This window comes from Salinicoccus sp. Bachu38 (genome assembly GCF_038561955.2).
GTDB classification, from domain to species: domain Bacteria; phylum Bacillota; class Bacilli; order Staphylococcales; family Salinicoccaceae; genus Salinicoccus; species Salinicoccus bachuensis.
Genome location: NZ_CP138333.2, coordinates 100,760 through 127,757 on the forward strand (window position 1 = coordinate 100,760; position 26,998 = coordinate 127,757).

Annotated in this window: 28 protein-coding genes; 21 read left to right on the top strand and 7 right to left on the bottom strand. The window is 46.3% G+C overall.

What is annotated here, in order from left to right:
- Positions 1-92: 92 nt before the first annotated feature.
- The 6 genes from RQP18_RS00470 to RQP18_RS00495 all read left to right on the top strand — a co-directional run bounded on the left by RQP18_RS00470 (position 93) and on the right by RQP18_RS00495 (position 6,328).
- The gene (locus RQP18_RS00470; RefSeq protein ID WP_342389423.1) at positions 93-821 is read left to right on the top strand and encodes a methionine ABC transporter ATP-binding protein; all 729 of its coding nucleotides are present in this window, start codon (positions 93-95) and stop codon (positions 819-821) included.
- A 13-nt stretch (positions 822-834) separates the two neighbouring features.
- Positions 835-1,497 (top strand): methionine ABC transporter permease, encoded by a 663-nt coding sequence (locus tag RQP18_RS00475; protein WP_342389424.1) that lies wholly within the window; start codon positions 835-837, stop codon positions 1,495-1,497.
- Between the two features lie 23 nt (positions 1,498-1,520).
- Positions 1,521-2,369, top strand: coding sequence for a MetQ/NlpA family ABC transporter substrate-binding protein (locus RQP18_RS00480; RefSeq protein ID WP_342388234.1), 849 nt, complete (start codon positions 1,521-1,523; stop codon positions 2,367-2,369).
- 186 nt (positions 2,370-2,555) lie between these two features.
- The gene (locus RQP18_RS00485) at positions 2,556-3,731 is read left to right on the top strand and encodes an amidohydrolase (protein ID WP_342389425.1); all 1,176 of its coding nucleotides are present in this window, start codon (positions 2,556-2,558) and stop codon (positions 3,729-3,731) included.
- A 71-nt stretch (positions 3,732-3,802) separates the two neighbouring features.
- On the top strand, positions 3,803-4,867 hold the full coding sequence (locus RQP18_RS00490; RefSeq protein ID WP_342388235.1) for a PTS sugar transporter subunit IIC: 1,065 nt from the start codon (positions 3,803-3,805) through the stop codon (positions 4,865-4,867).
- A 111-nt stretch (positions 4,868-4,978) separates the two neighbouring features.
- A complete protein-coding gene (locus RQP18_RS00495) occupies positions 4,979-6,328 on the top strand; it encodes an alanine/glycine:cation symporter family protein (protein ID WP_342388236.1) in 1,350 nt (449 codons plus the stop codon).
- A 58-nt stretch (positions 6,329-6,386) separates the two neighbouring features.
- Here the strand turns inward: RQP18_RS00495 and RQP18_RS00500 are convergent, their stop codons facing one another.
- Both RQP18_RS00500 and RQP18_RS00505 read right to left on the bottom strand, forming a co-directional pair.
- Positions 6,387-7,748, bottom strand: a complete 1,362-nt coding sequence (locus tag RQP18_RS00500; protein ID WP_342388237.1) for an MFS transporter — start codon at positions 7,746-7,748, stop codon at positions 6,387-6,389.
- A gap of 21 nt (positions 7,749-7,769) precedes the next feature.
- Positions 7,770-8,873 (bottom strand): 5-methyltetrahydropteroyltriglutamate--homocysteine S-methyltransferase, encoded by a 1,104-nt coding sequence (locus tag RQP18_RS00505; RefSeq protein WP_342388238.1) that lies wholly within the window; start codon positions 8,871-8,873, stop codon positions 7,770-7,772.
- Positions 8,874-8,987: 114 nt separating this feature from the next.
- On the opposite strand from RQP18_RS00505, the gene RQP18_RS00510 reads away from it, so the two are divergent.
- The 3 genes from RQP18_RS00510 (at position 8,988) to RQP18_RS00520 (ending at position 11,069) form a co-directional block, all read left to right on the top strand.
- The gene (locus RQP18_RS00510) at positions 8,988-9,896 is read left to right on the top strand and encodes a LysR family transcriptional regulator (protein WP_342388239.1); all 909 of its coding nucleotides are present in this window, start codon (positions 8,988-8,990) and stop codon (positions 9,894-9,896) included.
- Between the two features lie 108 nt (positions 9,897-10,004).
- Positions 10,005-10,664: an HAD family hydrolase gene (locus tag RQP18_RS00515; protein ID WP_373446171.1), complete on the top strand. Its 660-nt coding sequence runs from the start codon at positions 10,005-10,007 to the stop codon at positions 10,662-10,664.
- 75 nt (positions 10,665-10,739) lie between these two features.
- Complete coding sequence (locus RQP18_RS00520) at positions 10,740-11,069, top strand: hypothetical protein (protein WP_342388241.1); 330 nt, start codon at positions 10,740-10,742, stop codon at positions 11,067-11,069.
- 20 nt (positions 11,070-11,089) lie between these two features.
- On the opposite strand, the gene RQP18_RS00525 is transcribed toward RQP18_RS00520, so the two are convergent.
- A complete protein-coding gene (locus RQP18_RS00525; protein WP_342388242.1) occupies positions 11,090-11,272 on the bottom strand; it encodes a hypothetical protein in 183 nt (60 codons plus the stop codon).
- A 255-nt stretch (positions 11,273-11,527) separates the two neighbouring features.
- Between RQP18_RS00525 and RQP18_RS00530 the strand changes: the two genes are divergently transcribed.
- On the top strand, positions 11,528-13,036 hold the full coding sequence (locus RQP18_RS00530) for a malate:quinone oxidoreductase (protein ID WP_342388243.1): 1,509 nt from the start codon (positions 11,528-11,530) through the stop codon (positions 13,034-13,036).
- A 237-nt stretch (positions 13,037-13,273) separates the two neighbouring features.
- On the opposite strand, the gene RQP18_RS00535 is transcribed toward RQP18_RS00530, so the two are convergent.
- Positions 13,274-13,945: a DUF1048 domain-containing protein gene (locus tag RQP18_RS00535; RefSeq protein ID WP_342388244.1), complete on the bottom strand. Its 672-nt coding sequence runs from the start codon at positions 13,943-13,945 to the stop codon at positions 13,274-13,276.
- Between the two features lie 134 nt (positions 13,946-14,079).
- On the opposite strand from RQP18_RS00535, the gene proC reads away from it, so the two are divergent.
- The 7 genes from proC (at position 14,080) to ssuE (ending at position 19,835) form a co-directional block, all read left to right on the top strand.
- Entirely contained in the window at positions 14,080-14,868 is a 789-nt protein-coding gene (proC, locus tag RQP18_RS00540) for a pyrroline-5-carboxylate reductase (RefSeq protein ID WP_342388245.1), read from the top strand.
- A gap of 135 nt (positions 14,869-15,003) precedes the next feature.
- Complete coding sequence (locus tag RQP18_RS00545) at positions 15,004-15,912, top strand: LysR family transcriptional regulator (RefSeq protein ID WP_342388246.1); 909 nt, start codon at positions 15,004-15,006, stop codon at positions 15,910-15,912.
- Between the two features lie 119 nt (positions 15,913-16,031).
- Positions 16,032-16,814: an amino acid ABC transporter ATP-binding protein gene (locus RQP18_RS00550; RefSeq protein ID WP_342388247.1), complete on the top strand. Its 783-nt coding sequence runs from the start codon at positions 16,032-16,034 to the stop codon at positions 16,812-16,814.
- Positions 16,815-16,837: 23 nt separating this feature from the next.
- Positions 16,838-17,509 carry an amino acid ABC transporter permease gene (locus RQP18_RS00555; protein WP_342388248.1) on the top strand — a complete coding sequence of 224 codons (672 nt, stop codon included), beginning with the start codon at positions 16,838-16,840 and terminating at the stop codon, positions 17,507-17,509.
- A 160-nt stretch (positions 17,510-17,669) separates the two neighbouring features.
- Positions 17,670-19,016: an LLM class flavin-dependent oxidoreductase gene (locus RQP18_RS00560; protein WP_342388249.1), complete on the top strand. Its 1,347-nt coding sequence runs from the start codon at positions 17,670-17,672 to the stop codon at positions 19,014-19,016.
- Complete coding sequence (locus tag RQP18_RS00565) at positions 19,013-19,282, top strand: glutaredoxin family protein (protein WP_342388250.1); 270 nt, start codon at positions 19,013-19,015, stop codon at positions 19,280-19,282. The genes RQP18_RS00560 and RQP18_RS00565 overlap by 4 nt, the downstream gene beginning before the upstream one ends.
- 13 nt (positions 19,283-19,295) lie before the next feature.
- Positions 19,296-19,835, top strand: coding sequence for an NADPH-dependent FMN reductase (gene ssuE, locus RQP18_RS00570; RefSeq protein ID WP_342388251.1), 540 nt, complete (start codon positions 19,296-19,298; stop codon positions 19,833-19,835).
- A 319-nt stretch (positions 19,836-20,154) separates the two neighbouring features.
- Here the strand turns inward: ssuE and RQP18_RS00575 are convergent, their stop codons facing one another.
- Positions 20,155-21,249: a PLP-dependent transferase gene (locus tag RQP18_RS00575; protein WP_342388252.1), complete on the bottom strand. Its 1,095-nt coding sequence runs from the start codon at positions 21,247-21,249 to the stop codon at positions 20,155-20,157.
- 648 nt (positions 21,250-21,897) lie between these two features.
- On the opposite strand from RQP18_RS00575, the gene RQP18_RS00580 reads away from it, so the two are divergent.
- From RQP18_RS00580 to RQP18_RS00595, 4 genes are all read left to right on the top strand, one after another.
- A complete protein-coding gene (locus tag RQP18_RS00580) occupies positions 21,898-22,662 on the top strand; it encodes a MerR family transcriptional regulator (protein WP_342388253.1) in 765 nt (254 codons plus the stop codon).
- A 30-nt stretch (positions 22,663-22,692) separates the two neighbouring features.
- Positions 22,693-23,517, top strand: a complete 825-nt coding sequence (locus tag RQP18_RS00585) for an SDR family NAD(P)-dependent oxidoreductase (protein ID WP_342388254.1) — start codon at positions 22,693-22,695, stop codon at positions 23,515-23,517.
- A 109-nt stretch (positions 23,518-23,626) separates the two neighbouring features.
- Positions 23,627-24,250, top strand: coding sequence for a hypothetical protein (locus RQP18_RS00590; RefSeq protein WP_342388255.1), 624 nt, complete (start codon positions 23,627-23,629; stop codon positions 24,248-24,250).
- Positions 24,243-24,788 carry a redoxin domain-containing protein gene (locus tag RQP18_RS00595; protein ID WP_342388256.1) on the top strand — a complete coding sequence of 182 codons (546 nt, stop codon included), beginning with the start codon at positions 24,243-24,245 and terminating at the stop codon, positions 24,786-24,788. The genes RQP18_RS00590 and RQP18_RS00595 overlap by 8 nt, the downstream gene beginning before the upstream one ends.
- Before the next feature lie 49 nt (positions 24,789-24,837).
- Here the strand turns inward: RQP18_RS00595 and RQP18_RS00600 are convergent, their stop codons facing one another.
- Positions 24,838-25,617, bottom strand: coding sequence for a sulfite exporter TauE/SafE family protein (locus tag RQP18_RS00600; protein WP_342388257.1), 780 nt, complete (start codon positions 25,615-25,617; stop codon positions 24,838-24,840).
- Positions 25,617-26,978, bottom strand: coding sequence for an MBL fold metallo-hydrolase (locus RQP18_RS00605; RefSeq protein ID WP_342388258.1), 1,362 nt, complete (start codon positions 26,976-26,978; stop codon positions 25,617-25,619). Before RQP18_RS00605 ends, RQP18_RS00600 begins: the two co-directional genes overlap by 1 nt.
- Positions 26,979-26,998 lie beyond the last annotated feature (20 nt).

The following is a 26,998-nucleotide window of genomic DNA, read 5'->3' on the forward strand; positions in this document are numbered from 1 at the left end:
ATGCAGAGGTATGATATCATTGACTTTTGAGAATTTTGGGCAGATATGATACCCGAGCTGACTGTATTATGGAGGTCCTTAAGTTGATAGAAATGACAAAGGTATCAAAATCATTTACAGGTAAAGATGGTCCTTTCAAAGCCGTGGATAATGTGACGCTTGCGATCAAAGAGAGGGAGATATTCGGAATCATCGGGGAGAGCGGCGCCGGGAAATCGACTTTGATGCGTTTTATCAATGCATTGGAAACGCCGGATTCGGGAGATGTACGAGTCGATGGTGTAGAAGTCAAAAAACTGGCGGGGAAGAGACTGAGAAGCCATCAGAAGGATATCGGCATGATCTTCCAGCACTTCAATCTATTGGGTAATAGGACCGTCGAAGAAAATATAAGGCTGCCTTTGACATTACATAAATATAAAAATCCATTATCCATAGACGAAGTGCTGGATTTCACCGGGCTTGCCGATAAGCGTTCCAGTTATCCTGCGGAACTGTCCGGTGGCCAGAAGCAGCGTGTGGGCATTGCCAGAGCGCTCATTACCCGCCCGAAGATCCTTCTGTGTGACGAGCCGACATCCGCTCTGGATGAGAACACGACTTATGAAATCGTCGATGTACTGCATAAGGCACAGAATGAATACGGCATGACCGTCGTCATCGTGACGCATGAACTCAATGTCATCAAGACCCTGTGTCATCGTGCAGCTGTACTGGACCAGGGGAGGCTGATCGATACGATCGATGTGGTCCATGAGGCTGACGGACGGTCGGGAAAATCCTATCATGAACGTGTATTGGAAGTGTTGAAAGGTGATTAGTCTGAGCCTCTATATGGAACGTGTCATTGAATATGCACCGCGACTTTTTGAGAGCCTCTATGAGACAGGAATCATGATGGCATTCGCCATGGTGGCAGCGATTCTGCTGGGTCTTCCTCTCGGTACCCTCCTATTTCTGACTTCCAGGAACAAGCCCATGGAGAATAAGTTCCTATACCAGGTGGCAAGCATCTTTGTCAATATTGTCCGATCATTCCCCTTCCTGCTTCTCGTTGTAGTCATGCAGCCGCTGATCCGTTTCTTCTATGGACGTGCAACAGGAGATCCTGTAGCAGCATCATTTCCAATGATGCTGATCGCTATTGCCCTCTATGCACGCTTTGTCGAGCAATCGCTCCATGACGTGCCCAAAGGTGTGATGGAGACGGCGGAATCCATGGGGGCAACGACGACTCAACTGGTGTGGAAGTTTCTTTATGTTGAAGCGCGAAGTTCCCTGATCATCGGTTTCACCACCGCTTTCGTCAGCTTCATATCCTATTCCACCATAATGGGTGTCGTCGGTGGCGGTGGTATAGGAGACTTCGCCATCCGCTATGGATATCAGCGTTATGAGACGGATATCATGTATACCGCAATTGTAGTGATTATCATATTTGTAATTCTGGCCCAATGGTTCGGACTTAGAATCGCCAGAAAACTTGACAAAAGATGAATATTTCAAAGGAGATGAAAAGCATGTTTAAAAAAGGATTATTGTTAAGTGGTCTCGCCCTCATCCTTGCTGGATGCGGAGGGGAAGAAAGTGGCACAGAGGAATCGCAGGATAGTGGCTCCAATGGTTCAGAGGAGACGACTGTCGTACAGGTGGCTTCCCATCTGCCCCCAATGACGGATGTTGTGGAAATTGCAGGAGACGTCATTGAAGACCCGTATGAAATAGAACTGGTGGAAGTATCGGACAACATCCAGTATAACGAAGCATTGCTGAACGAAGAAGTCGATGCGAATTTTGCCCAGCACGAACCGTTTATGGAGATCTTCAATGAAGAACGCGACGGCAATCTGGTTGCTCTGCAGCCAATCTACAATGCAATCGTCGGTTTCTATTCACCTGTTTATGATTCCATGGATGAACTTGAGGAGGGGGCCGAAGTGGCGATACCCTCTGATGCAACAAATGAAGCACGGGCACTCATGATACTCGACCAGCATGGCATCATCACCCTGGCTTCTGATGTTGAACATACGGCGACAGTGGAAGATATCGAAGAGAATCCGCATAACCTCAAATTCACCCATATTGATCTGCTCAACCTGACCGGTGCATATGAAGATGGTGTGGAGCTTGTATTCAACTATCCGACGTATATTTCCAGCATCGATCTGACACCGGAAGATGCTGTACTGCTTGAAGAGGATGAGGACAACACATTTGCCATCCAGCTTGTAGCACGTGAGGACAACCAGGATTCGGAGGAAATCCAGGCTGTAGAAGAGGCGTTCACTTCCCAGGAAGTGCATGATTTCCTTATGGAACTGAGTGAAGAAGGGCATTTGGAACCCGCTTTTGAAGTGAACGAGTAATCCTGAAAGAACCGGAATCCTATTCCGGTTCTATTTTGTAAATTTATGAAAGCGTTAACATTCATGCAACTATTCTGCTTTAATTTTTCGATAACTGAAGATTTATTTGAATGAAGGGGATTTTTAGGTGTAAAGTAGAAGCATACTCCAGTTGAAAATAAAAAATGTTAAAAGAGGTGCGGTATGGTGAATGAAAAACTGATTGAGCGTCTGGAAGAGAAATATGAGCGTATGGTGGAAATTCGCAGGTATCTCCACCAGAATCCCGAGCTCTCTTTTCAGGAGACGGAAACAGCCGCGTATATTGCCAGGTTTTATGAAGATAAGAGTGTTGAAGTAAAGACAGGAGTCGGGGGCAATGGCATCAGAGTGACCATTGATTCCGGCAGGCCGGGCAGGACCCTCGCACTGAGGGCTGATTTTGACGCACTGCCGATCCAGGAGACAACAGGTCTGCCATTCGCTTCGAAAAACGAAGGTGTCATGCATGCGTGTGGCCATGATGCCCATACTGCATACATGATGCTCCTGGCCGAGACCCTGATTGAACTTAAAGACGAATGGAAAGGCCGGGTGGTCATCATCCACCAGCATGCCGAAGAAACACCACCGGGCGGTGCTATCCAGATGATTGAAGACGGGGTGCTGGATGGAGTGGACAACGTTCTTGGTGCGCATGTAATGAGCAATATGGAAACGGGAAAAGTCCTTTACCGTGAAGAGGAAGCCCAGACTGGACGTGCCTACTTCAAATTGAGGATCAAAGGTTCCGGAGGTCACGGCTCTTCACCCCATCTGGCAAATGACCCGATTGTGGCCGGGGCGCACTTCGTCTCAGAGGTCCAGACCATCATCTCGAGGCGGCTGAACCCCTTTGAAGCCGGTGTGGTGACGATCGGTTCATTTGATGGGAAGGGCCAGTTCAACATCATCAAGGATGAAGTGACGCTTGAAGGTGACGTGCGTGCAATGGGTGATGATACGAAACAGGTAATAGAAAAAGAGATCAGACGCATATCAGGTGGTCTGGAAGAAACATTCGGGGTGGTCAATGAACTCGAATACAAAGATGACTATCCGGTACTGTACAATGATCCGGAATTGACCGCAAAGATTGCAGCATCAATCAGGGAAGCGGGTATGCCGGAAATCGCGTCAGTAGAGCGCTGCGGCCCCCAGCCACCATCGGAGGATTTCGCCTATTATACGAAGGAACTGCCTTCCTGCTTCATCTATATCGGTGCAGCTCCGGAGGGGGAGGTCTATCCCCACCATCATCCAAAATTCAATATTGATGAACGGTCCATGCTGATTGCGGCACAGGCAATCGGCAGCGCCGCATTGTCCTACCTGATGGAATGAGGAAGCCAACATACGAATACGAAAAGCATTTATTCAACCATGGGCGTCGAATGAATCAGAGGAGATAAAAAATGGAACAGTTGATTGGTATCGGATTACTCATACTTTTACTCGCGTTTTTCACCCTATTCACCTACTACGCTCCCCACGGCGACAAAGCCATGGGTGCACTCGCTGCAGCGGCCATTGCAACCTTTCTGGTAGAAGCACTGCAGTCATTTGTCATAGGAGACATATTCAGCCTGGGGTTCTTCCAGGAGGCGGGCACTGAAGCCGGACTCCTGAGCGGGGTCATCGTTGCATTCCTCGTGGCTTTGACAATGGGTGTGAACCCGCTCAATTCTGCAATTATCGCCGTCTCATGTGGAGGCATCGGTCTGATACCGAGCTTCTTTGCGGCCTACCTCATATCGTTCGGGGTCAAGTATCTTGAAAAGAAGATTCCGAATGGATTGGACTTCATCATTGTCGTTATCGCAGTTGTGCCCCTCACCCGTCTGATCGGTGCAGTGCTGACTCCGATGGTGGATGCATCACTGCTTAAAATCGGGAGCATCATTGAAGTGGCTACAGAGACCAGCCCGATCATCATGGGACTGATGCTCGGCGGCATCATCACCGTGGTAGGTACATCACCTCTGAGTTCGATGGCACTGACAGCATTGCTGGGTCTTACGGGCATACCGATGGCCGTAGGCAGTCTCGCAGCATTCGGTTCAGCATTCATAAACGGCACGCTCTTCCATAAGCTGAAGATAGGAAACGCGAAATCTGTATTGTCAGTAGCAATTGAACCGCTGTCCAAAGCGGATGTCATTTCAGCAAACCCGCTTCCCATATACATAACCAACTTTATCGGAGGCGGGTTGAGTGGCGTGATCATTGCCTATTCGGGGCTCGTCAATGATGCCCCGGGGACTGCAACGCCGACAGCCGGACTGCTTGTATTGTTCGGTTATAATCCGGCGATACAGGTACTGCTTTATGCAGTCATTGTCGCAATCGTCTCCGGGCTGGTCGGCCTTGCAGGTGCCTACTTCTTCAGAAACTTCCCTATCCATAGCAGTGACTTTGCCAAGGTGGCGGATGAAATGGAAGAAGAATCGGACAAATTCAAAAAGACGGCAGATATATGATTATACAGCAGCCACCTGGTAAGGTGGCTTTTTTAGCGGGAATATGCCATTGACATTATCTGAAAATTCTTATAGATTGTAGGTGATAGCTATTAAGGGGGAGGAATCATTATGGGAGAAAGGTTTGAAAATTTCACAGCAGATGTCAGCGGCTTTGTATGGGGGTTGCCTCTGATCATCTTTCTGGTCGGTACAGGTCTCTATCTGACGATCAGACTTGCTTTTTTCTCTTTTCGGATGCTGCCTTATTCACTGAAACTTGTCTTCAGTAAGGCGGATACGAAAAGCGAAGGGGATATCACCCATTTTCAGGCTCTGATGACGGCGCTTGCTGCAACAGTCGGCACAGGTAATGTAGTTGGCGTGGCGACCGCTGTCGTCATCGGGGGACCGGGAGCGGTCTTTTGGATGTGGATCACTGCGCTTGTCGGTATGGCGACGAAGTATTCCGAAGGGGTGCTCGGGGTCAAATACCGTCAGAAGAATGCCAAAGGAGAAATGTCAGGTGGCCCGATGTATTATCTCGAGCATGGGCTCGGACAGAAATGGCTCGGCGTACTCTTTGCATTCTTTGCAGTATTTGCGGCGATATTCGGAATCGGCAATATGATACAGGCGAATGCTGCTTCGGGCGTCGCTTTGGATGTGTTCAATATACCGGTATGGGTCACAGGGATAGTGTTTGCCGTCCTCATCGGGCTGGTACTCATCGGTGGCGTGAGGAGCATCGGAAAGACGGCGAGTATACTCGTCCCATTCATGGTTGCGCTCTATCTGATTGCAGGGGTCCTTATACTTGTGCTACATATCGATCAAGTACCTGCTGCCTTCGGTCTGATCTTTTCGGATGCGTTCACTGGAAACGCCGTCGCAGGCGGCGCTCTGGGCACGGTCATAAGAATGGGTGTAGCGCGCGGTCTCTTCTCAAACGAGGCCGGGCTTGGTACCGGTGGCATCGCTGCCGCTGCAGCACGCACAGATGTGCCGCCCCGTCAGGCATTGGTATCCATGACACAGGTGTTCATCGACACCATCATCGTATGTACGATTACAGGTGTGTCTCTGACGATGGCAGGTCTCTACACAAGCGGAACAGAAGGAGCTGCATTGACGGCACAGTCCTTCGATCAGCTGCTTCCCGGGTTCGGGGATATTATTGTTGCTGTTACACTGCTCACTTTCATCTTCTCAACGATACTCGGTTGGGGATACTTTGGTGAAAAATGCTTCACTTATCTTGTCGGGGACAATTTCACTTTGCTTTATAGGATCATATTCGTATTGGCAATCATCCCAGGAGCTACGATGTCACTCGGCACCGTATGGAACCTCGGAGATATTTTCAATGGTCTGATGGCGGTGCCGAACCTGATTGGTCTGCTGCTGCTCTCTGGTGTGGTCGTCACTGAAACAAAGCAGTTCAATGAGCTCAGGAAGAGAGAAAAGCAGGAAGTGGGCTGACAATAAAAAATGCACATCGGCTGGCTCAGCTGATGTGCATTTTTTTAGTCCAATATGGCTATACACTTGTTCCGGGGATATTGGTGACCGCTTTTTTCCGTCTTTGCTGTACATGGTTGGCATGCCTCTCCTGGACGAGCAGGAGCGCGACGCCTCCAACCAGGCTCGGAATGGCAAATGCAATGAAGGCAGTCTGGGGGGCAATGTTCGTCATCAGTACAAATCCGATCAGAAGGGGGGCGGAAATAGAGCCCAGACGTCCAATGCCTACGGCCATGCTCAGCCCGGTCCCCCTGATATCAGCCGGATAGAACGAACTGATATACGGATTGACGAGATTCTGTGTGCCACCGGTGCAGGCTCCGCCAATTGCGATGAGTATATACAGCACTATAGGTTCATGTGTAACACTTAATACGATGAAAGTCAGAGCACCGATGAGATACATCGATAGAAGCACGTTGCGATGCCCAACACGGTCCACCAGATAGCCACCAGCCAATGAACCGGCAATCTGACCCACCGCCAAAATCATGACGAAGGAGAGACTTGAAGCAATGCCGAAACCGGATTCCTGCATGATTGCCGGGAGCCATGTGTTCAAACCATAGATCATCATCAGGCAGCTGAATACCATAATCCAGAATGCGACTGTAGTGCGGCCACGGCTGTCCTTGAACAGTCTGCTCACAGGCACTCCCTTGGCAGCTTTGGCCGCCTTTGTATATTCGAACCGCTCTTCAGGGCTATAGTTTCCTTCAGGATCAGCCCGGTTCAATATATGTGCCACCTGGTCCCCCCGGCCCCTCGCTATGTAATATGACAGGGATTCCGGAAACTGTTTCAGAAAGAAAGGAAGGGTGAGAAGAGGGAGCACGCCGAGCCAGTACATGAATCGCCATCCAAGTGATTCCAGAAGCCCCATGGCAATCAAGGAGGCTAAAATGGCTCCAATGGAGTAACCGCAGTACATTACGGCGACGGTCATCGCCCTGTTCTTCTTTGGCGAATACTCGGTCATTAGGGAAATAACGACTGGCATCAGTCCGCCCATTCCCATGGAGGCAATGAATCGCATGATGACGAAGAAGGTGGCATTCGGTGCGAAGCCGGCAAGCATATTGAAAATGCTGATGAGTGCCAGGCAGAGTGCAAGTACCCTTTTTCGGCCAAGGATATCGGAAAAAGAGCCGAGTATGAATGTTCCCAGCATCATTCCAATGAGTGCATAGCTGCCGATTGCCCCACCTTCTGCAGAGCTGAGGCCAAAATCCTCCATCATTAACGGCAATCCAATGCCATAAAGTGCAATGTCGAAACCATCGAACGAAATTGCAAAAAAGCACCACAGGAAAACGAGCAGATGAAATTTATTGAATCTGCTCTGATCGATGACCTGTTCTACCTGTACTGTACGCATAGGCTTCCTCCCTTTCTTTTATTAGGACCAGATTTCCTGGGAAATCTCCACTACATGCTTCAACTTGTTCCATTGTTCTTCTTCGGTCAGCAGGTTGCCTTCTTCAGTGGAGGCAAAACCACACTGTGGACTCAGGGCGAGCTGTTCAAGTGGGACATACTCCGTTGCTTCCTCGATTCTTTTCCTGATTTCATTCTTGTTCTCGAGTGCGCCGTGCTTGGAAGTGATCAATCCAAGGACGATGAAGAGATCCTCACGATTCACATGACGGAGCGGCCTGAAATCACCGGCACGGTCACTATCGTATTCGAGGAAGAATCCGTCGATGTCGAGCTTGCCAAAGATCTCTTTTGCGACTGGCTCATATCCACCGGAAGAAATCCATGTGGAGCGGAAGTTCCCGCGGCAGATGTGCATTGTAATCTTGAAGTCATCCGGACGGTCGGCTACCGCCTTATTAAGGGTTTCAAGATACTTGCCGACCAGATGATCCGGGTCGAGCCCCTTGTTTTTCAACTCTTCTTTCTGCTCTTCGGAACATAGGTATGCCCATGCTGTGTCATCGAGCTGGAGGTATCGACAGCCCGCTTTATAGAAGGCATCCAGTGCCTTTTTATAGGCTTTTGCCAGATCATCGAAGAAGACATCTTCATCGGGATAGACAGATGGATCAATTTCTCCCCGGAAATGCAGCATGCTTGGACTCGGAATTGTGAACTTGGCAGTGTGGTCCCCGGCCTGTTCATTAAGATATTTGAAATCCTGAAGCATCGGATGATCATTGAAGTCCAGTTTGCCGGTCACTTTGATGGCCCTTGATTTAGTCGTCTTCTCTTTGAATGCAATCCCATCACCAGACCAGTAGCCCTCCACACCTGTAAGGTTTTCAAGGAAGTCGAAATGCCACCATGAACGGCGGAGCTCTCCATCCGTGACAGCCTCGAGGCCGAGTTCCTTCTGCTTCTTGACAATCCGGGCAATTTCTTCATTTTCAATGCGTTTCAGTTCTTCCGCGTCCATTGCACCTTCCGAGAACTGCTTCCTTGCCTCTTTAATTCTTTCAGGTCTCAGCAGACTTCCTACGTGATCTGCCCTATATATTTTTTTTGTCTTCAGTGTACTCATCTAATCCCTCTTTCAACTTGATATTGTTTAAATACTATCATGCATATAAGATATAGAGTAACGGTTTATTTTTATAATTTGTTATAACCATAGGCTATATCGAAGGAGGATTATATGAAGCTACACCAATTGAAATACTTCATTGAAGTTGTGTTGAGCGGATCCATCAATGAGGCGGCCAGAAGACTGTATATATCACAGCCCACTCTGTCCAAAGCGATCAAGGAGCTGGAAATGGACCTCGGTATTGTTCTGTTTACAAGAACCTCCACAGGCATATCACTCTCTCCGGACGGGGCTGAATTTCTGGGCTATGCCCGACAGATCAATGAGCAGGTTGAACTGCTTGAAAGGCGGTATTTCGATACGGAACCTTCGCAGCAGCTGTTCTCGGTTTCCTCCCAACACTATTCATTCGTCGTGGATGCTTTTGTTGAGATGATCCGCAAATATGGCGGAGACAAGTACCAGTTTACAATCAGGGAAACACGGACATATGAGATAATAGAGGATGTGAAAAATTTGACCAGCGAAATCGGCGTGCTCTACATTAGTGCTTTCAATGAAAAGGTGCTGCTGCAGCTGATCAAGGAAAAAGGTCTGGAGTTCACTCAGCTGTTTGAAGCTCATCCCCATATATTCATCAGCAACAATAATCCTCTGGCGACGAGGGATTCTGTAACCCTGGATGACCTGGACCCATACCCGCGCCTTGCTTTTGAGCAGGGTGAGTTCAATTCCTTCTACTATTCCGAAGAGGTTTTCAGCACGATACCAAGTCCCAAAAGCATACAGGTGAGCGACCGGGCGACTTTGTTCAATCTGCTCATCGGACTGAATGGCTATACCATATCTACAGGAATATTGAGCAAAGACCTGGACAGTTCTGAAATTGTACAGGTACCCTTGGAAGTTGAAGACACGATCAAGGTTGGCTGGGTCGTCAATAAGAAGATTAAGCTCAGCCGTATGGCAAGGCTGTATCTTGAAGAATTGAGTGCGACAACCCGACATATGCTATAATGTTTCCCGTGAAACAACCAGTAACCAATCACCCTGGAAATATGTTAGAATATAATACAAAGAACTATAAAAGAACCATCCCAGTAAGGAAGGATAAGTAATATGAAAGTGGCCTTGTTTGATTTTGACGGGACCCTGTATCCGTATGAAACATTCAATATTCTGATGGAACGCCTGAAACGCCATCCCAAATATAAAAAGAACTATAAACGGTTTGTAAGGAATTTTGCGCCTATATATTTCTTCTACAAGCTCAAACTGATTAATAAAGCGACGATGCAGAGCAAAGCGATGGAATACTATATCCTCTCCTTCAAGAAGAACTCCAGGAGAGAGATAGAATCATTCTTCAAAGAGGTTGCCGGTGACATGATAGATGATCTGAGGGCGCCATTAATACGAAAGATCAAACAGCTGAAACAGGACAACTACTATATAATGCTGATATCGGGTGCCTTCATCCCGCTACTTGAAGCGATATTCCAAGGGTATGACATAGACTGTATAGTAGGATCGAAAATAAACTATGACGGAGAAAGACTGGATAATAAATCCCGCTTTGAGCGTGTCTATGCAGATCGTAAGATAGATATCATCAGACAGCATTTTGCAGGGAAAGAAGTGGATTGGAAGAACAGTGAAGCATACAGTGACAGCTATGCAGACCTTAAGATGCTTGAACTTGTAGGGAGGCCGGTAGCAGTGAAGCCGGATGAGCGGCTCATGGCGATTGCTTCCAGAAAGCAGTGGCATATTCATACCGACTAGTACTCAATATTGGCAAGCAGGGATTACGGAGTGTTATGATGAATGATGGAGAATCAGATAGTGGAGTGTGATAAAGTGAGTTTGACAAAGATAGATAAGGATGAACTGTATCCAACAGAAAAGCTGGGCCCAGCTGTAGAAGGCACAATCATTTATAAGGTTGGGGAACAGACGCATTTCAAAGGTGCCTATATTACGACAAGCGAGCGTATGATCATGAATGTCGATATGAACGGCGAATCGTATAAGCGTGTATTCAGCTATCAGGATATCGTTCGTGCCATAATCGAGAATAATACCCTTTTCATAGAATTTCCCCAAGGAATGGGAAAAGTAGCGATGATCGATGTGACCGAAGGTGACGTCGACACATTTGTCGAATATGTAAATGATAAAGTGGACTAGTTGCAAAAGGCTCTGGAACGTCAGTTTCCAGAGCCTTTATTGTGATTCTCCTTCCTCCGTTTGAGCCTGTCGAACAGGAAGCGTGCGAGCATGACAAGCAGATAGATGAACACGCCACCGATGGCATTCCCAAAATCGGTGATCAGGATCAGGAATAGGAAAAGCACCATTGGTGTGATGATGAAAACGGGGATATTTTTCATAGATTCTCCTTCTGTTAATTAGTATGACATATTTATTTTTCTGTATGTCATATTAGTACATAACCCTTTTACATCTGTAGAAAAAGGAGTATAATTAACAAATAATAACTAATATTTTTACAACTGAATAACCATTATACCATCTCATGCAAAGATGGCTGCATTAAAGAATCAAGGTGCACCTGGCGTATTGATAGACTACTTGGCCTGGAGCATCCCTATACTTGAATTTTGATAAGGAGCTTTGGAGTTATTATGAACAGTGTAATGAACAAAACTGATGTCATTCTTATTGGTGGCGGAATCATGAGTGCAACATTAGGCACACTTCTAAAAGAAGTGAAGCCAGAATGGGACATTGAGGTATTTGAAAAGCTGGATTCAACAGCCCAGGAAAGCTCTGATGCCTGGAATAATGCTGGAACCGGACACTCGGCCCTGTGCGAATTGAACTACACACCTGAAAAGGCTGACGGTTCCCTGGATGTGACAAAGGCGATCCACATCAATGAACAGTTTCAGCTATCCAAGCAATTCTGGTCTCACCTTGTTGAAAAAGGCATGATGGAGAAGCCTCAGGACTTTATCATGCCGGTCCCCCATCTCAGTTTTGTAGAAGGAGAAAAGAATGTTCAATTTCTACAAAAACGTGTAGAAGCGTTATCCAAAAGTCCATTGTTTGAAGGGATGGAGTACGCAGATGATGCGGAGACATTGAATAAATGGATTCCATTGATGATGCAGGGGCGGACCTCAAAGGAGCCGATTGCAGCAACGCGTATCGAAACCGGTACGGACATCAACTTCGGCAATTTGACGCGCAAGCTATTTGAACTTCTCGAAGAAAAGGGCGCAGCGCTCAATCTCGGACACGAAGTGGAAGATATCAGACGGACAAAAGGTGGAGAGTGGCAGGTAAAAGTCAAAGACCTGGTAACAGGAAAAGTTGAATATCATACTTCGAAGTTCATCTTCATCGGCGCAGGCGGAGGCAGCCTGCCATTGCTTCAGAAGACCGGCATACCGGAATCCAAAAACATAGGTGGCTTCCCGGTCAGTGGAATCTTCATGGTCTGCCAGAATCCTGAAGTTGTGGAGAAGCACAATGCGAAAGTATACGGCAAAGCTAAAGTTGGGGCCCCTCCGATGTCGGTGCCCCACCTGGATACACGCTATATCGAAGGTAAGAAATCACTGCTCTTCGGGCCATTTGCAGGATTCTCTCCCAAGTTCCTGAAGACCGGTTCCTACTTTGACCTTATCGGCTCTGTAAAGCCGAACAATGTCTTTACTATGCTTTCAGCAGGTGCCAAAGAGATGGGTCTGACAAAATATCTGATTCAGCAGGTTCTGCAGTCGAATGAAGACAGGATGGAGGATCTGAGAGAATTCATCCCGTCAGCAAGAAGTGAAGACTGGGATATCGTAGTGGCCGGGCAGCGTGTACAGGTCATCAAGGATACTGAAAAAGGTGGAAAGGGGACACTCCAGTTTGGTACAGAGGTCATTACTGCTGAGGATGGTTCCGTTGCAGCACTGCTCGGCGCTTCACCTGGCGCTTCCGTTTCTGTAGATGTCATGCTGGATGTCATGCAGCGTTGCTTCCCGCGGGAGTACCCGGAATGGGAAGATAAAATAAAAGAAATGGTACCTTCCTACGGCATCAATCTATCTGAGCAGCCTGAGAAATTCAAGGAAATACATGAAATTGTTTCCGATAAACTGAATTTGAAGTCCCAAGAAGAAGGCGCACTGCTAAGTTAGAAGAAAGCCCTGCAATGATCATTGCAGGGCTTTCTTGATGGAGGAGAGAATTCTTCAAACTTTTTTATATGAATGTATCGTTCACTGTGAAACACGAATCTTGTCCATTCTTGATCGCCATGGCATTCCTTGGAATGAGGAGAGCGGGCAGTGGAACAACACTGCCGAAAACACGTTGAATCAGGAAGTTCTCCCATTTATAACGCTACCCATTATAGATTCACATAACGGGTGGCGTTACTTTTTATTGAAAATCCCCATAAAGCCGAGGATTGTTAGGATAATGCCAAGCAATACTATTAAAAACATGTTCATCTCGAATGAAGGGCCACTATCGATGGAAGCAAGGAATCTATCGATGAGCAGGTAGACAAGAAAGAAGCCTGCACCGATCAGGAAATACAACCCATATTCCTTCCAGGCGGGCCAATCCTTGAATGCAACTTGGCTAAAGGCATAAAACAAAGTGTATATAAAGCCGATGCCAAGAGATGCAGTAATGACAATTTCCAGGATGAATGGGATGGACACCACGGTAGTGGTCAACGCCGCACTGTCGATCAGTCTGAAGAGTATCTGGATCATATAATCGAAAATAAGATTCAATCCCACCAGGATGAGGGCGAGAAAGGCTGCTAGTCTCCACAAGTTCCTCCTGGGGAGTTCTTTAACCAGACTGTCGGCATAAGCTTTATAGTCTTCTCCAGTAACAGACTCTATACTTTTCCCCTCTCTTTGGGTTTGTATAATCTGCTTCAACAATGTATTGAGCACTGCCTCTGTTTCATGACTCCGTGTGCTGGTATTCACCCGGATGTACACGAGGATATCTTCATAAACCTTTTTATATCTCGGGTCCAACTTTTCACGCAATCTGTTATTTTCTTTAATCAGATCCTTTTCCGCCATATTGGTGTCCCTCCTGTTGGATGCGTACTCATTTGGGGATAATTATATCACCTGCCACTTTTTATACAAATTATAAGCCATCGGCCGGCAGGCGTGTTAAAATGTTCAATAAAGCTTAAGGGGATGAAGTACATATGAGTTATAGACTGGGATTCATCGGTGCTGGGAAGATGGTCAATCACATCGTCAAAGGGCTTCTGAAGGATCCTGATATGCAAGACGATATCATCGTCACAGGCAGAAACCAGCAGAAGCTTGAGAAATTTAATGATGGAAAAGGGATAAAGGTAAGTACCGATTATCGCCTGCTGTCCGAATGCGATATTATAATCAATGGTGTGAGCTCGGACCAGACACTGCATGTATTCAACGAGGTGAAGTCTCACACGAGAGAAGATGCAATCCATATTTCGATTGCGGCAGGTGTATCAATAGATGAGATGGAAACGATCTTATCACAGCACAAGGTTGTGAGGAATATGCCGAATATCGCAGTATCTGTCCAGGAAGGCGTGATGGTGATGGCGGCCAACGCCCATATTTCGGAGGAAGATAAGAGGATCCTTGATGAAATATTCACCCGAATCGCTGCGGTGGCATGGGTGGAGGAGTCCTTGATGAAATATGTGCCTTCCCTTACGGGATCTTCCCCTACCTATACGTTCCTGATGATAGAAGCAATGGCGGACAAGGCAGTGAGCGCCGGATTTCCACGCCAGCAGGCCTATATGCTGGCAGCCCAGGCCGTGGTGGGGGCAGGGAAACTTGTCCTGGAAACGGAATCCCATCCAGCCGTTCTGAAGGATCAGATAACTACTTCAGGAGGGTCCACCATACAGGGTGTGATGGAACTTGAAAATAATGGCTTCAGAAAAAGTGTTATCCAGGCAATGGAAGCGATAAATAATGCAAATAAAAAATAGCAGAACTTCGGTTCTGCTATTTTTTTGTCTATATAAAGATAACCGGCTGTACTATTTACTTTTTTAAATCATATCTATATAATAGGATATTAAATATTAAACAATTGTGATTTTTTATGAAAAGAGTGGATGCATATGAATATCGATAATATAGAAGCGTTTGTTTTCGTCAATCATTTTGGAAGTATAAACAAGGCATCCAAAGCATTATTCCTGTCCCAGCCTTCTGTCACATCAAGAATCAAATCTCTCGAGCGGGAACTGGATGCAGAACTGTTCAGACGTGTCGGGAGACAACTGATCATTACAGACAAGGGGATAGAGTTTCTGCCATTTGCGGAAAATATCATTCGTACCATGAAAAAAGGCAAGGAACATCTTCAGAATATGGAAGAGAAGAACCAGATAACCATCGCATGTTCCGGCCTTGTCTCTTTCTATCTGATTCCCAGACTGATGCCGATGTTCAAAGAACGTTTTCCAGACCAGACGTTTAGAATAATGACTGAGACGAGTGAAACGGTTGCACGGATGGTGGCGAATGGAGATGCTGATTACGGCTTTGCCAGCAATGTTTCCCAGACGAAACTGAATGCAGAAAGGGTGATTGAAAGCCCCATACGTCTCATTGTCCCTTCGGACCATCCCTTTGCAGACGGAGAGACGATTGATATTGAGCGGTTGGTCGAAACCCCCATCGTGTTTTTTGAATGCGGCTCCCTGGACTGGACAATGGTCCATAATCTATTTCTGAGTCTGAGGGAACAGCCGGATATACAGTACGAAGTGGATAGTATGGAATCTGCGAAAGGCATCATTCTGAACAGGGCAGCCATCGGTTTTCTCCCGGAACTCAGTGTACATAGGGAACTGGAAGAAGGGTCGCTTGTAGCAGTCGATGTTCCGACTCTGGCAAATGTTTCATTAAAGACCGACCTGATTCATCATAATGGCATGGATATTGACGGTTTTGATGAAATGACTGCCATCATCAGGAAGGTGTCATCCGAAAGGCCTGAAGTGTATTCTCGCTCATTCATATAGAAAGCATCTATAAGTAGAGGGATGAATACCTATAAGCATCATCTTGAAGCACCCGGAACAGGGTGCTATACTTAAAAACATTAATCAGAGCAACGAAGTATGGATTGGGAGGGTTGTATATGATCAGAGTTTCCGGATTGAAGAAATCATTCAATAACAACGAGGTATTGAAAGATATAAGTTTTCAAGTAAGTGAAGGGGAAACGGTGGCCATCATCGGTCCTTCCGGATCAGGCAAATCGACATTGCTCAGGTGCCTGAATTATCTTGAGAGGCCGGATGCCGGAAATATTGAAGTGGGAGAAGTATCCATCGATGCAGACAAGCCGAAAAAGGCCGTGATAAACCAGTTGAGGATGCAGACCTCCATGGTTTTTCAGCATTATAATCTGTTCAAAAACAAAACAGTGCTGGAGAATATCACGTATCCTCTGACAGCCACGAAAAAGTATCGCAGAAGTGAAGCGGATACAGTCGGGCGAAAGCTTCTGGAACAAGTGGGAATACTTGATAAGCAGGAGGCATATCCGATATCCCTGTCAGGGGGGCAGCAGCAACGGGTCGGTATTGCCCGGGCATTGGCTGTGGATCCACATGCCATCCTCTTCGATGAACCGACTTCCTCACTCGATCCGGAATGGGTCGGAGAGGTGCTCAATGTCATATCCGATATTGCCCAAAAGGATAAGACGATGCTGATCGTTACGCACGAAATGAATTTTGCGAGAGATATCGCAGATCGAGTCATTTTCATGGCAGACGGCTATATTGTCGAAGAAGGCAAACCGGAAGATATATTCGACAACCCGCAGCATGAAAGGACTAGAAGATTCCTCAGCAAGTATGGCAGGCAGGCTCCTGCAGAGAATGATAAAGAAGAACCCGCACTGGTAATGGCTTAGTTGGATGGAAAGGAGGAAGCATAATGAATTTTGATTTAGCCTATATGCTCGAAATTATCCCGGAACTGCTGGTATATATACCAATCACACTATACCTAGCAATTGTATCGATGATCATTGCAGTGGCCATAGGTGTGGTGCTTTCATTGCTTCTCGTCAATAAAGTGCCGGTGCTCCTGCAGCTTTCGAAACTCTATATATCTTTCTTCAGAGGGACCCCCGTACTCGTGCAGCTGTTGATGATCTATTTCGGTCTGCCCCAGCTGTTCCCCTGGTTGAATTCGTTATCCGCTGTGAATGCAGCCATCATTGCCTTCAGCCTGAATACTTCAGCATATCTGGCGGAAATATTTAGGGCAGCATTGATATCCGTGGACAAGGGGCAGACGGAAGCGGCGATATCAACTGGCCTTACATATCGACAGGCAGTATGGGGCATTGTTCTGCCTCAGGCAGTAAGAAACGCAGTGCCGGCCACAGGAAACATGTTCATTGGGTTGATAAAGAACTCCTCCCTGGCCTTCACGATAGGTGTAACCGAGCTGCTTGCACAAGGTAAACTGCTCGCTACAGCGACACTGCAGTTTTTTGAAGCCTATCTGGCAGTTGGCATCATCTACTGGGGCATGACGATTGTATACAGCTGGGTGCAGCGATGGTATGAAGCAAGGATCAATAGACCTTATGAAGTATAGGACATGGCAGTACTGGCATCCTTAGCCTTATATGGCATCAAGGGCCAATAGTGGGAATGGCGTTATAACGATATGTAAAATGCTTGATGACCCCCCTCCTCGTATGGACGATTGTCTGTATCTGTAGAAACGGATATAAAACTAAGAAAGTGGTGATCGCATGATAAGGAAAAAAATAAAATTGGGCGTGCTCATACAGGGACCGGGATCACATCCCACCTCCTGGAGATCGGAGGATGCTGTAATAGATGGAAGTATTAATTTCAATCATTATTTGAATGTAACACAGAAAGCGGAAGATGCAGGGTTTGCCTTCATGTTCATCGCAGATGGTCTGCATATCAACAGACAGTCCATCCCTCATTTTCTCAATCGTTTTGAACCACTGACCCTGCTCTCGGCACTGGCGCCTGTCACTTCGAAGATAGGACTTGCCGGTACGGTCTCCACCACATACAGTGAACCGTATAACGTTGCGCGACAGCTTGCCAGTATTGATAATATAAGTGGTGGCAGGGCCGGATGGAACGTCGTTACATCGCCATTGGAAGGCAGTGCGGACAATTTCAACAAAGGAAATCATCCCGAGCATTCCCTTAGATACCGGATGGCCAGCGAGTATGTGGAAGCGGTGCAGGGACTTTGGGATTCCTATGAAGATGATGCTTTTGTCAGGAATCGGAAAACAGGCGAGTTTCTGGATGAAAAGAAACTTCATACCCTCGGGCATGAAGGGGAATTTTTCAAAGTGAAGGGACCATTGAATATCCAGCGGTCGCCTCAGGGACAGCCTGTAATTTTCCAGGCCGGAGCATCCAAGACGGGCCAGGATTTTGCAGCGAAGTATGGAGAAGCGATTTTCACCCACGCCAACAGTATTGAAAAAAATCAGGAATACTACAGCACGTTAAAAAATAAGGCGATAGAATCAGGAAGGAAAGCAGAAGATATCCTCATCTTCCCTTCACTTTCCCCAATCATTGCTCCGACAGAACAGGAAGCTGCACAAAGATATGAACAGATTAAGAATCTGATATCCATCGATAAGGCACTGGAAGTTCTCGGAAGGTTCTTTGATCATTATGATTTTTCTGTCCATCCTCTCGATGGACCTTTCCCGGATGTTGGAGAGGTTGGAAAGAACAGTTTTAGGTCAACGACTGATAATATTAAAGAGAAAGCAGAAAAAGAAGCATTGACGCTTCGGGAAGTCGCCTTGCAGGTCGCTTCTCCAAAGGATCCATTCTATGGCAGCTATGAAGATGTCGCTTCCCGGATGATTGAATGGATAGAAGAAGGTGCCGCCGACGGTTTCATGCTGAATCCTCAGATATTCGATGGTCAATTCGATGAATTCATTGAAAATGTGATTCCCATATTGGAGGATAGAGGATATTATGACCGCCAATATATCGGCGATACGCTGAGAGACAACCTTGGACTCGGATTCAAGGAGAACCGTTACACAAACAAGGCCCAAGAAAAGGATAAGGAGGAAGTCAAATGAGCAAAAAAGTGAATGTACTGGTGTGGTCCAAGCGGGGCTGCTCCTACTGTGAAGAAGTGAAGCAGTATCTGGAAGAGAACGGGTTCGATTATCAGACTATAGATGTAACAGAAAATGACCATCTGAGGGATATCCTTGATGTGAAATACGGGGTACGCCATGTGCCTGTGGTGGAAGTGGGATTCGGCAACAGGTATGACGCCGTTACAGAAGTGGGTATTACCCATCTTGAAGATACGCTCAAACATTACAGACTGTCAGTCTAGAAAAGGTGATCATATGTATGATGTTGTAATTGTCTCAGGCAGCCCCTCCGAGTTCTCAAGATCTGAAAGTGTCTTGAAATATATCGGCGTTATACTGACGCAGCGCGGTCTGTCTGTCCGTCATGTATCCGTCCGGGAAGTGCCGGCCAAGGATCTGATGTTTGGCAACTTCAATAGTCCAACAGTCACGGATATTGCGGAAGATATTCATAATGCCAGAGGTGTCATCGTAGGTTCCCCAGTATATAAAGCAGCCTATTCAGGTGTGCTCAAGAGCCTTTTCGATATACTTCCACAGGATGTATTGAGAGATACTCCGGTGTTGCCTATAATGTCAGGAGGAAGCATCTCCCACTTGCTGGCGATGGAATATACATTGAAGCCGCTACTCTCGACCCTGAAGGGGGTTCCGCTCAAAGGCGTCTATTATCTGGATAATCAGATTGATAAGGAAAGCACCGAACCCATTCTGGATAGTGCACTCATATCAAGGACCGAAAAACAGATAGATTATCTGATCGACAAAATGGAACTCAAACAGAGTTACACATAAAAAAGCACGCTCGGCCGAGCGTGCTTTTCTGCTGCCTACATAATTTCCAATTGGAGTTTTTCGAGACTTGCTTTCGGCTTCTCATTATTGACGAATAAAGCTTCGGCAAACAGGTCATTGTTAAACCGTATTTTTCATGCTCGCGCTTGGCGGGTTTCTTTTTGGACGCTGTTCAATCTGGGTCACCTGACAGACATATAGGTAGTCATCTCCAGAATCCGGGATGAACCGGGAAATGATGGGGATGATACATGGGCAGTGACAGTCTGATAAGTTGTCCTCTATCGGACTCATGTCTGCCTCTTTTGAGCAGCTCGTATCATGCTCCTCTTTTTGCTTTGGAAAGTGCCTGTGTCAAATCTGCCCGAATATCTTCTATATCCTCTATACCTACGGAAAGTCTGATCAGCTGTTCATCAATGCCCCGACTTATCCGTTCCTCATCCGGCATATCTGCATGAGTCTGTGTAAACGGGAAGGTGATGAAGGTTTCGGTACCTCCCAGGCTTTCTGCGAAGGTACAGACCTTTATATTTTCAAGGAGGGCACCGACATCATATTCCTTATTCAACCTTAGACTCAGCATGCCGGTACGTCCGGAATAAAGGACTTCATCGATTGCATGGTGTCCAGTGAAATATTCGGAGAGGTGCCGTGCATTTTCCGTCGAACGATCCATTCTAAGATGCAGAGTTTTCAATCCTCTTAACAGGAGGTAGCCATCAAAGGGGGAAAGTGTCGCCCCAATCATATTATGATGCATGGAAAGAATATCTCCGAGTGCTTCATCCTTTACTGTAACGACTCCAGCCAGAACATCATTATGTCCGCCGATGTACTTGGTGGCTGAATGCAGTACGATATCCGCCCCATCTGATAAAGGAGTATAATAATATGGCGTGAGGAAAGTATTGTCTATGATGGTCATTATTTCATGCTCACGGGCCAGGTCGTAGATCGGTCCGAGTGATACTTCAATCATTGAGGGGTTTGTGATCGGTTCAATGAAGAATGCCTTTGTCGAACTGTTGACATGATTTTTTACATCCTTCATGTCATCGAAATCGACATATTTGAACTTTATATTGTACTGTGTTTCGTAGAAATCGAATATTCTGAAGGTCCCTCCATAAAGATCGAAGCTTACAAGTACCTCATCCCCAGGTTTGAACAGATTACAGACAAGCTGGATGGCTGACATGCCGCTGGAAGTTGCAAAAGCGGAGGTCCCCCCTTCCAGTTCGGCAAATGCTTCTTCAAAATGTGACCGTGTTGGATTGGCCGTCCTTGTATAATCATAGCCGGTAGACATGCCCAACCTCTCATGCTTATAGGCAGTAGCCGTATAGATTGGGCTTGTTGTAGCTCCAGTGATATCTGTATTCATCCCTATCTGTGCGAGTTTGGTATCCATGGTATTCCTCCTAATATTATAATATAAAAAGCTTTCCCCCATCTGCAGAACTGATCTGTCAGAAGGACGAAAGCTCAAGCTTACGTGGTACCACCTTTTTTATAGAAATATCGCTATCCCTACCTCATCCAGTATTTGAATACTGGGCTTCTATAACGGGAAGCCGCCACTGACACTCCGAGCTCATGTTCAATCCTATCCATTATCCCCTTCCACCTCCCGGAGACTCTCTATAAATGCATCAGAACCTACTCTTCTCTTCATCGTATCATCCTATAAAAATTCAGTTTAAACAAATATACAGATTTATACCGGCAAAGTCAATCTCATTATCTGACATTTATAAATAATTTAAGCGGCAGCAATTTCTTGTATATTACAGTTTTTTATCGTTATAATAGCATAGTAAGTAAAAGTATAAAGTTGGTTTATACTTTTAAAATGAGCGATGCAAAAGAAATCGATTAATATCGCTTTTATAACGTACATAAATCCATTTTATAAGCGTTTATGTAAATTTATAATGCAATTCGCACCACCGATGTTATAGCGATACGAATTGATGTATAAGTACTTTGTTATGTATTGTGGACAGTTGCATAAATAATGTTATAATTACGGTAACTATTTTATGGGAGAAGGTAAATTATGAAAGAACTCAATCAGGCAGTATACTATACCACTGCTCAAGTAAAAGATAAGGTGGAGTTGTCAGATCAGAATGTTCGAAAATACGTCCGGCTGCTTGAGGACAGAAAGTATGAAGTTGCTAAGGATGAGCATAACAGAAGGTTATTTTCACAAGGGGATGTAGAGGTCCTGAAAGCATTCATCAAGCTCGCGAAGCAACCTGGATATACGCTGGAAACGGCTGCAGATGAAATCATTGAACAAGTACCGAACATTGTCACGGAGAATTCCCAGCATATGCCTGCCAACGTTACCAATAGCGATATTAACCAGATGCTGGGCGTTGTCATGGATAAATTGGAAACAATGCAACAGGAAAATAGAGAACTTAAGAACAATGTACATAGACTGGTTGAAAAGCTGGATGAATATGGCAAGTATTCCCAAACGCTATCACTTCAATATAGTGAAGAAGATAGAAATGAAGAATGGCACCAGGGGGGCGACTCCGATAACCGTGAAGTATATGAAGAAGTACAACCTCAGGAGCCGCCTCAAGTAGATGAGGCCGAAACGGAAGAGCCGGAAGGAAGAACGATTTACACAAGTGATATTGAAGAGGCAGAGGATGGTAATGCCTCCAATGTAGATATGAGCAACTATGCTGCTTCCGAAGAAGAAGGAGAAAAAGAGGATACAGTTAGAACATCTCAATCAGATAAACAGCATGAAGAAGAAAAAGGTGGCTACTTCAGCAAACTGTTCAGCATGTTCAAAAAATAGAATCCAACCGGATATGAGTGAGGTTGAATTATGACGAAAGTGATATGGATTACCGGGGCTTCAAGCGGGTTTGGCATGGCCGTAGCAATGAAACTGTTGAAAGATACGGACCATGTCATATGTGTAAGTGCGAGGAGAGCGCACCTTCTGGAAGTGCTTGTCAGACAAGGTGCCAAGGCCTATCCGTTTGATATTACAAAGACTGCTGAAATAGAAAGAGTCCAGAGGACGATTGAAAAGGAACTCGGACCGGTTGATGCAGTACTGGTGAATGCTGGTTTTGGTGTCTACGGGCCTATTGAAGAAGTTCCGGAAGAAGCGATCAGGCGACAGTTTGAAGTCAACGTCTTCGGTGCCGTTGAAACGATACGTGCGGTGCTGCCATCGATGCGTAGCCAAAAGGCGGGACGCATCGTACTGACGAGCTCTTCAGCTGCGCACGTTTCGAGTGCAGGGATGGGATACTATGCTGCGACAAAACATAGTATTAAAGCAATTGGAACGGCATTGAGACAGGAAGTAGGAAACTTGGGAATTGATGTAGTGATGGTGGAACCGGGGGTTGTAAAAACAGCCTTTGGGCAAATAGCAATGGACGAAAACTATATGGCGCCGAAAACTCCGGATTATCAAGCTCAGATGCGCGACCTGAAGACTTTCATGCTGAAGGCGTTCGAGCGCGCACCGGATGTGGACCATACGAGGGATATTATGGTCAAAGCCTTGCTTAAAGAGCATGTAAGCCCCGTCTATCGAACTACCCGGGGTTCTTTTGCCTTGGGGTTCCTAAGCAGGATGTTTCCTGCAAAGATCTATGATGCAATTGTGAAACAGGCGATTGGAAGGCTGTACTAGATCATACACAGGCTTTCAGAGGCTTATAGGATGCAATAAGCTTTTATTGTACTGGAATTCGTGGCATCATTATAAACGTCTTTAAATCTATTTGAATTGGATTGATAGCATGTTTGAAACGTTTGATATCGGCAACATCTCCATACCTTCGGTCTATATGGCCATCCTGCTGTCTTTTATCGTCACCTACCTGATGTTATGGGAATCTGAGGATAAGAAAAGACTCTTCAACGAATGGACGAATGCTATCATCATTTTATTTTTGGTCTATAAGCTTACATACATTCCGTTCAACTGGCCGGAATTTATAGATAATCCAATGAGCGCCCTATACTTTGATGGAGGAGCTGTAGGCCTTCTGATTGCTCTGGTAGTGACCTTCGTCTACCTCTTCTACCAGTCGAGGGGTCTGTTCTATGTAGAGGCCTATTGTATTTTCTCGGTCTCCCTGCTCGCCTTCTATGGTGTGCTGGAGCTGAGGGCACTTCTGCAATGGCATTATATTGCTCTTGCTGTCATAACGCTTGCCGCACTGGTTCTGATATACTTTATGTGGAGGCGTTTCAGAGCAATACTGTTCGTTACTGTAACGATATTCATAGTGCAGTTATTAGGGAGATTCTTCATATACAGCGGTCCGGAAGTTTCAGGCATAAGCATCATCCAGTGGTGGATCATCATCAGTCTGATATATGTACTGCTCTCAATGAACAAGGAAACGGAAGGTGAATAGGGCCAGGCATGTCCTCCTCATTACCATATTATCTGCAGCAATCGGATTTACCCTGTATCAGGCGCTGTTAAATAATATGGGGATAAGTGACAGCCTGGATTCAAATCCGGAGACTGGTATCGAAATTGGGGCTAAAGCACCTGACTTCACCCTCGAAACGCTTGAGGGCGAAAAAATGACTCTCAGTGAGTTGGAAAAACCGGTGATGCTGAATTTCTGGGCTTCATGGTGCCCACCCTGCAAAGCTGAAATACCCCACATGGTCAATTTTTATGACTCCCAGGAGGGGGATGTGGAAATTATTGCAGTAAATATGCTGCACCAAGAGAACAGCGAAGAAGACATGAAGGGATTCCATGAGGAATATGCATTGAATTTCCCTGTGCCACTTGATGAAAATGGAAGGGTTACAGACATGTACCAGGTCAAATCAATTCCCACTTCATATTTCATCGATTCGAATGGGTACATCGCGTATAAATATACCGGACCTATGACAGAACAGTCCATAAGTTCAACTTTCGGCAATATAGACTAAAAGGCACAGTGCGACTGCACTGTGCCTTTTATTTATGTGATCTCTTCCTCTACATGAGCACTTCCGTCCATATTTTCACCGCCGTACCCAAAATAAGCAATGCCAATATCCATTGGAGAATCCTGGTGTCCATGTTCTGCCCTGCTTTGGCACCCAGAGGTGCGGCGATGAGGCTCGCAACAATCATGATAGCTGCTGGCCCATAGAGCACCTGGTCTGTGGCAACTTTACCGATGGTGGTGCCGATGGATGAGATGAAGGTGACGGCAAGGCTGGTGGCAATCGTTACCCTGGTGGGTATCTTAAGGAGGACAAGCATGATTGGTACGAGAATGAATGCTCCTGCTGCACCAACAATACCTGCTGCTGCACCGGTGATAAAAGCAAGTGCAGCTGCCAAAGGACCATTGAAATCAAGGTCATCACCAGGATGGAAGGGGAGTTCCTTCTTTGGGAGGAACATCATGATGACAGCAATTGTTGCAAGAACTGCATAGACGATGTCTATTTGTGTTTCAGTAAGGAACTCTGATCCATAGCCCCCGAGAAGGCTGCCTATGAGGATGGCGCCACCCATATAGGCAATCAGCCTCATGTTCAAGTATCCGCTGCTCTTATATGCCCATACGCCAGCAATGGTTGCGAAGAAAACCTGTACGGCACTGATGCCTGCTACCTCGTGCGAGGAGAATGCAGCGATTCCGAGCATGGAGGGGAGATAGAGCAACATCGGATATTTGATGATGGAGCCACCGATTCCTACCATCCCGGAGATGAAGGAACCGATGAATCCGATCAGAAAGATCATGATGATGAAAGTGGCGTCCATTAGCTTATCGCTTCTTTAATGCCGGCATAGCCTTTTTCAATATTGACGACATTATCGAAGCCGCGTGCTTTAAGTGCACTCATTGCAATGGCTGAACGTACGCCGGATTGGCAGTGGACATAGATTGTATCGTCTGTGCTGAATGGCACTTCTTTTTCGTTGAGATGCCCAAAGTGGACGTGGTGTGCATTATCGATATTGCCTTCCTTATACTCGGAAGTGGAACGCACATCAAGGATGTGCTTGTCTTCATAGTTCTGGATAAAGTCTTCAGGTGATACGTTTTCATATGAGTCATCGAAGTACTTGTCGGCTTTATCAGCAGGCACGATCAGTTGCAGGTTGTCAAAACCGATGGATGCAAGTTCTTCCTGAAGCGTTGTGCTGTATTCCGGATTCGCAATCACTGTCATCGGCTGATCATAATCTACATACCATCCTGCAAATTGAAGGAATTTGTCATTGTATGGGATGTTGATGGCGCCTTTTTTGAATCCTTTTTTGAATTCTTCCTTGCTTCTGAGGTCGAACAGCTGGCCTGGAAGCGTATCAGGTGTACCGACTTCGACTTCCTTCACCTTGAATTCAGGCAGGCCTTCCTTGTTGACCTTCTTCATCTGGGCGAAGTAGCTTGGTGGTTCGGGCTGGTCGCTCGTCAATTCTTTGGTGAATGCGTCTTTATTTTCGTATTCGAATACCCAGTTATTCTTGCGCTCATACCCGAGTGTGGATAAAGGTACTGCCCCCAGGGATTTGCCGCATGCGCTGCCGGCGCCATGGCCTGGCCATACTTGCATGAAGTCGGGGTAGTCATTCATTTTCTTGAGGGAATTGAACATCGCGTTGGCACCTTCTTCAGTTGTTCCTTCCATTTTGGCTGCTTCTTCGAGCAGATCCGGACGGCCGATGTCGCCAACGAAAAGGAAGTCGCCTGTGAATATGCCCATCGGCTCGTCGCTGCCGCCACCACGGTCGGTCAGTACGAAGGAGATGCTTTCAGGCGTGTGGCCTGGGGTGTGGATGACCTTCAATTCGATATTGCCGACATTGACGATGTCGCCGTCTTTGAGGTAGACGGTATCTTCCGGCATATTTTCGTATTTCCAGTTCTCGTCGCCTTCGTCAGATACATATGCTGTCGCATTGAAGCGTTTTGCAGCGTCACGAAGGCCGGAAGCGAAGTCGGCGTGGATGTGTGTTTCAGTCACCTGGGTGATGTTGAAGCCTTCAGCTTCCGCTACTTCCTCATATTCATCAATGACGCGTTTTGGATCGATGATGATTGCATCTTTCGTTTTCTGACAAGCCACCATATAGGAGGTCTGTGCAAGTTTTTTATCGAAGAATTGTTTAAAGAACATTTATATACACTCCTTGAAAT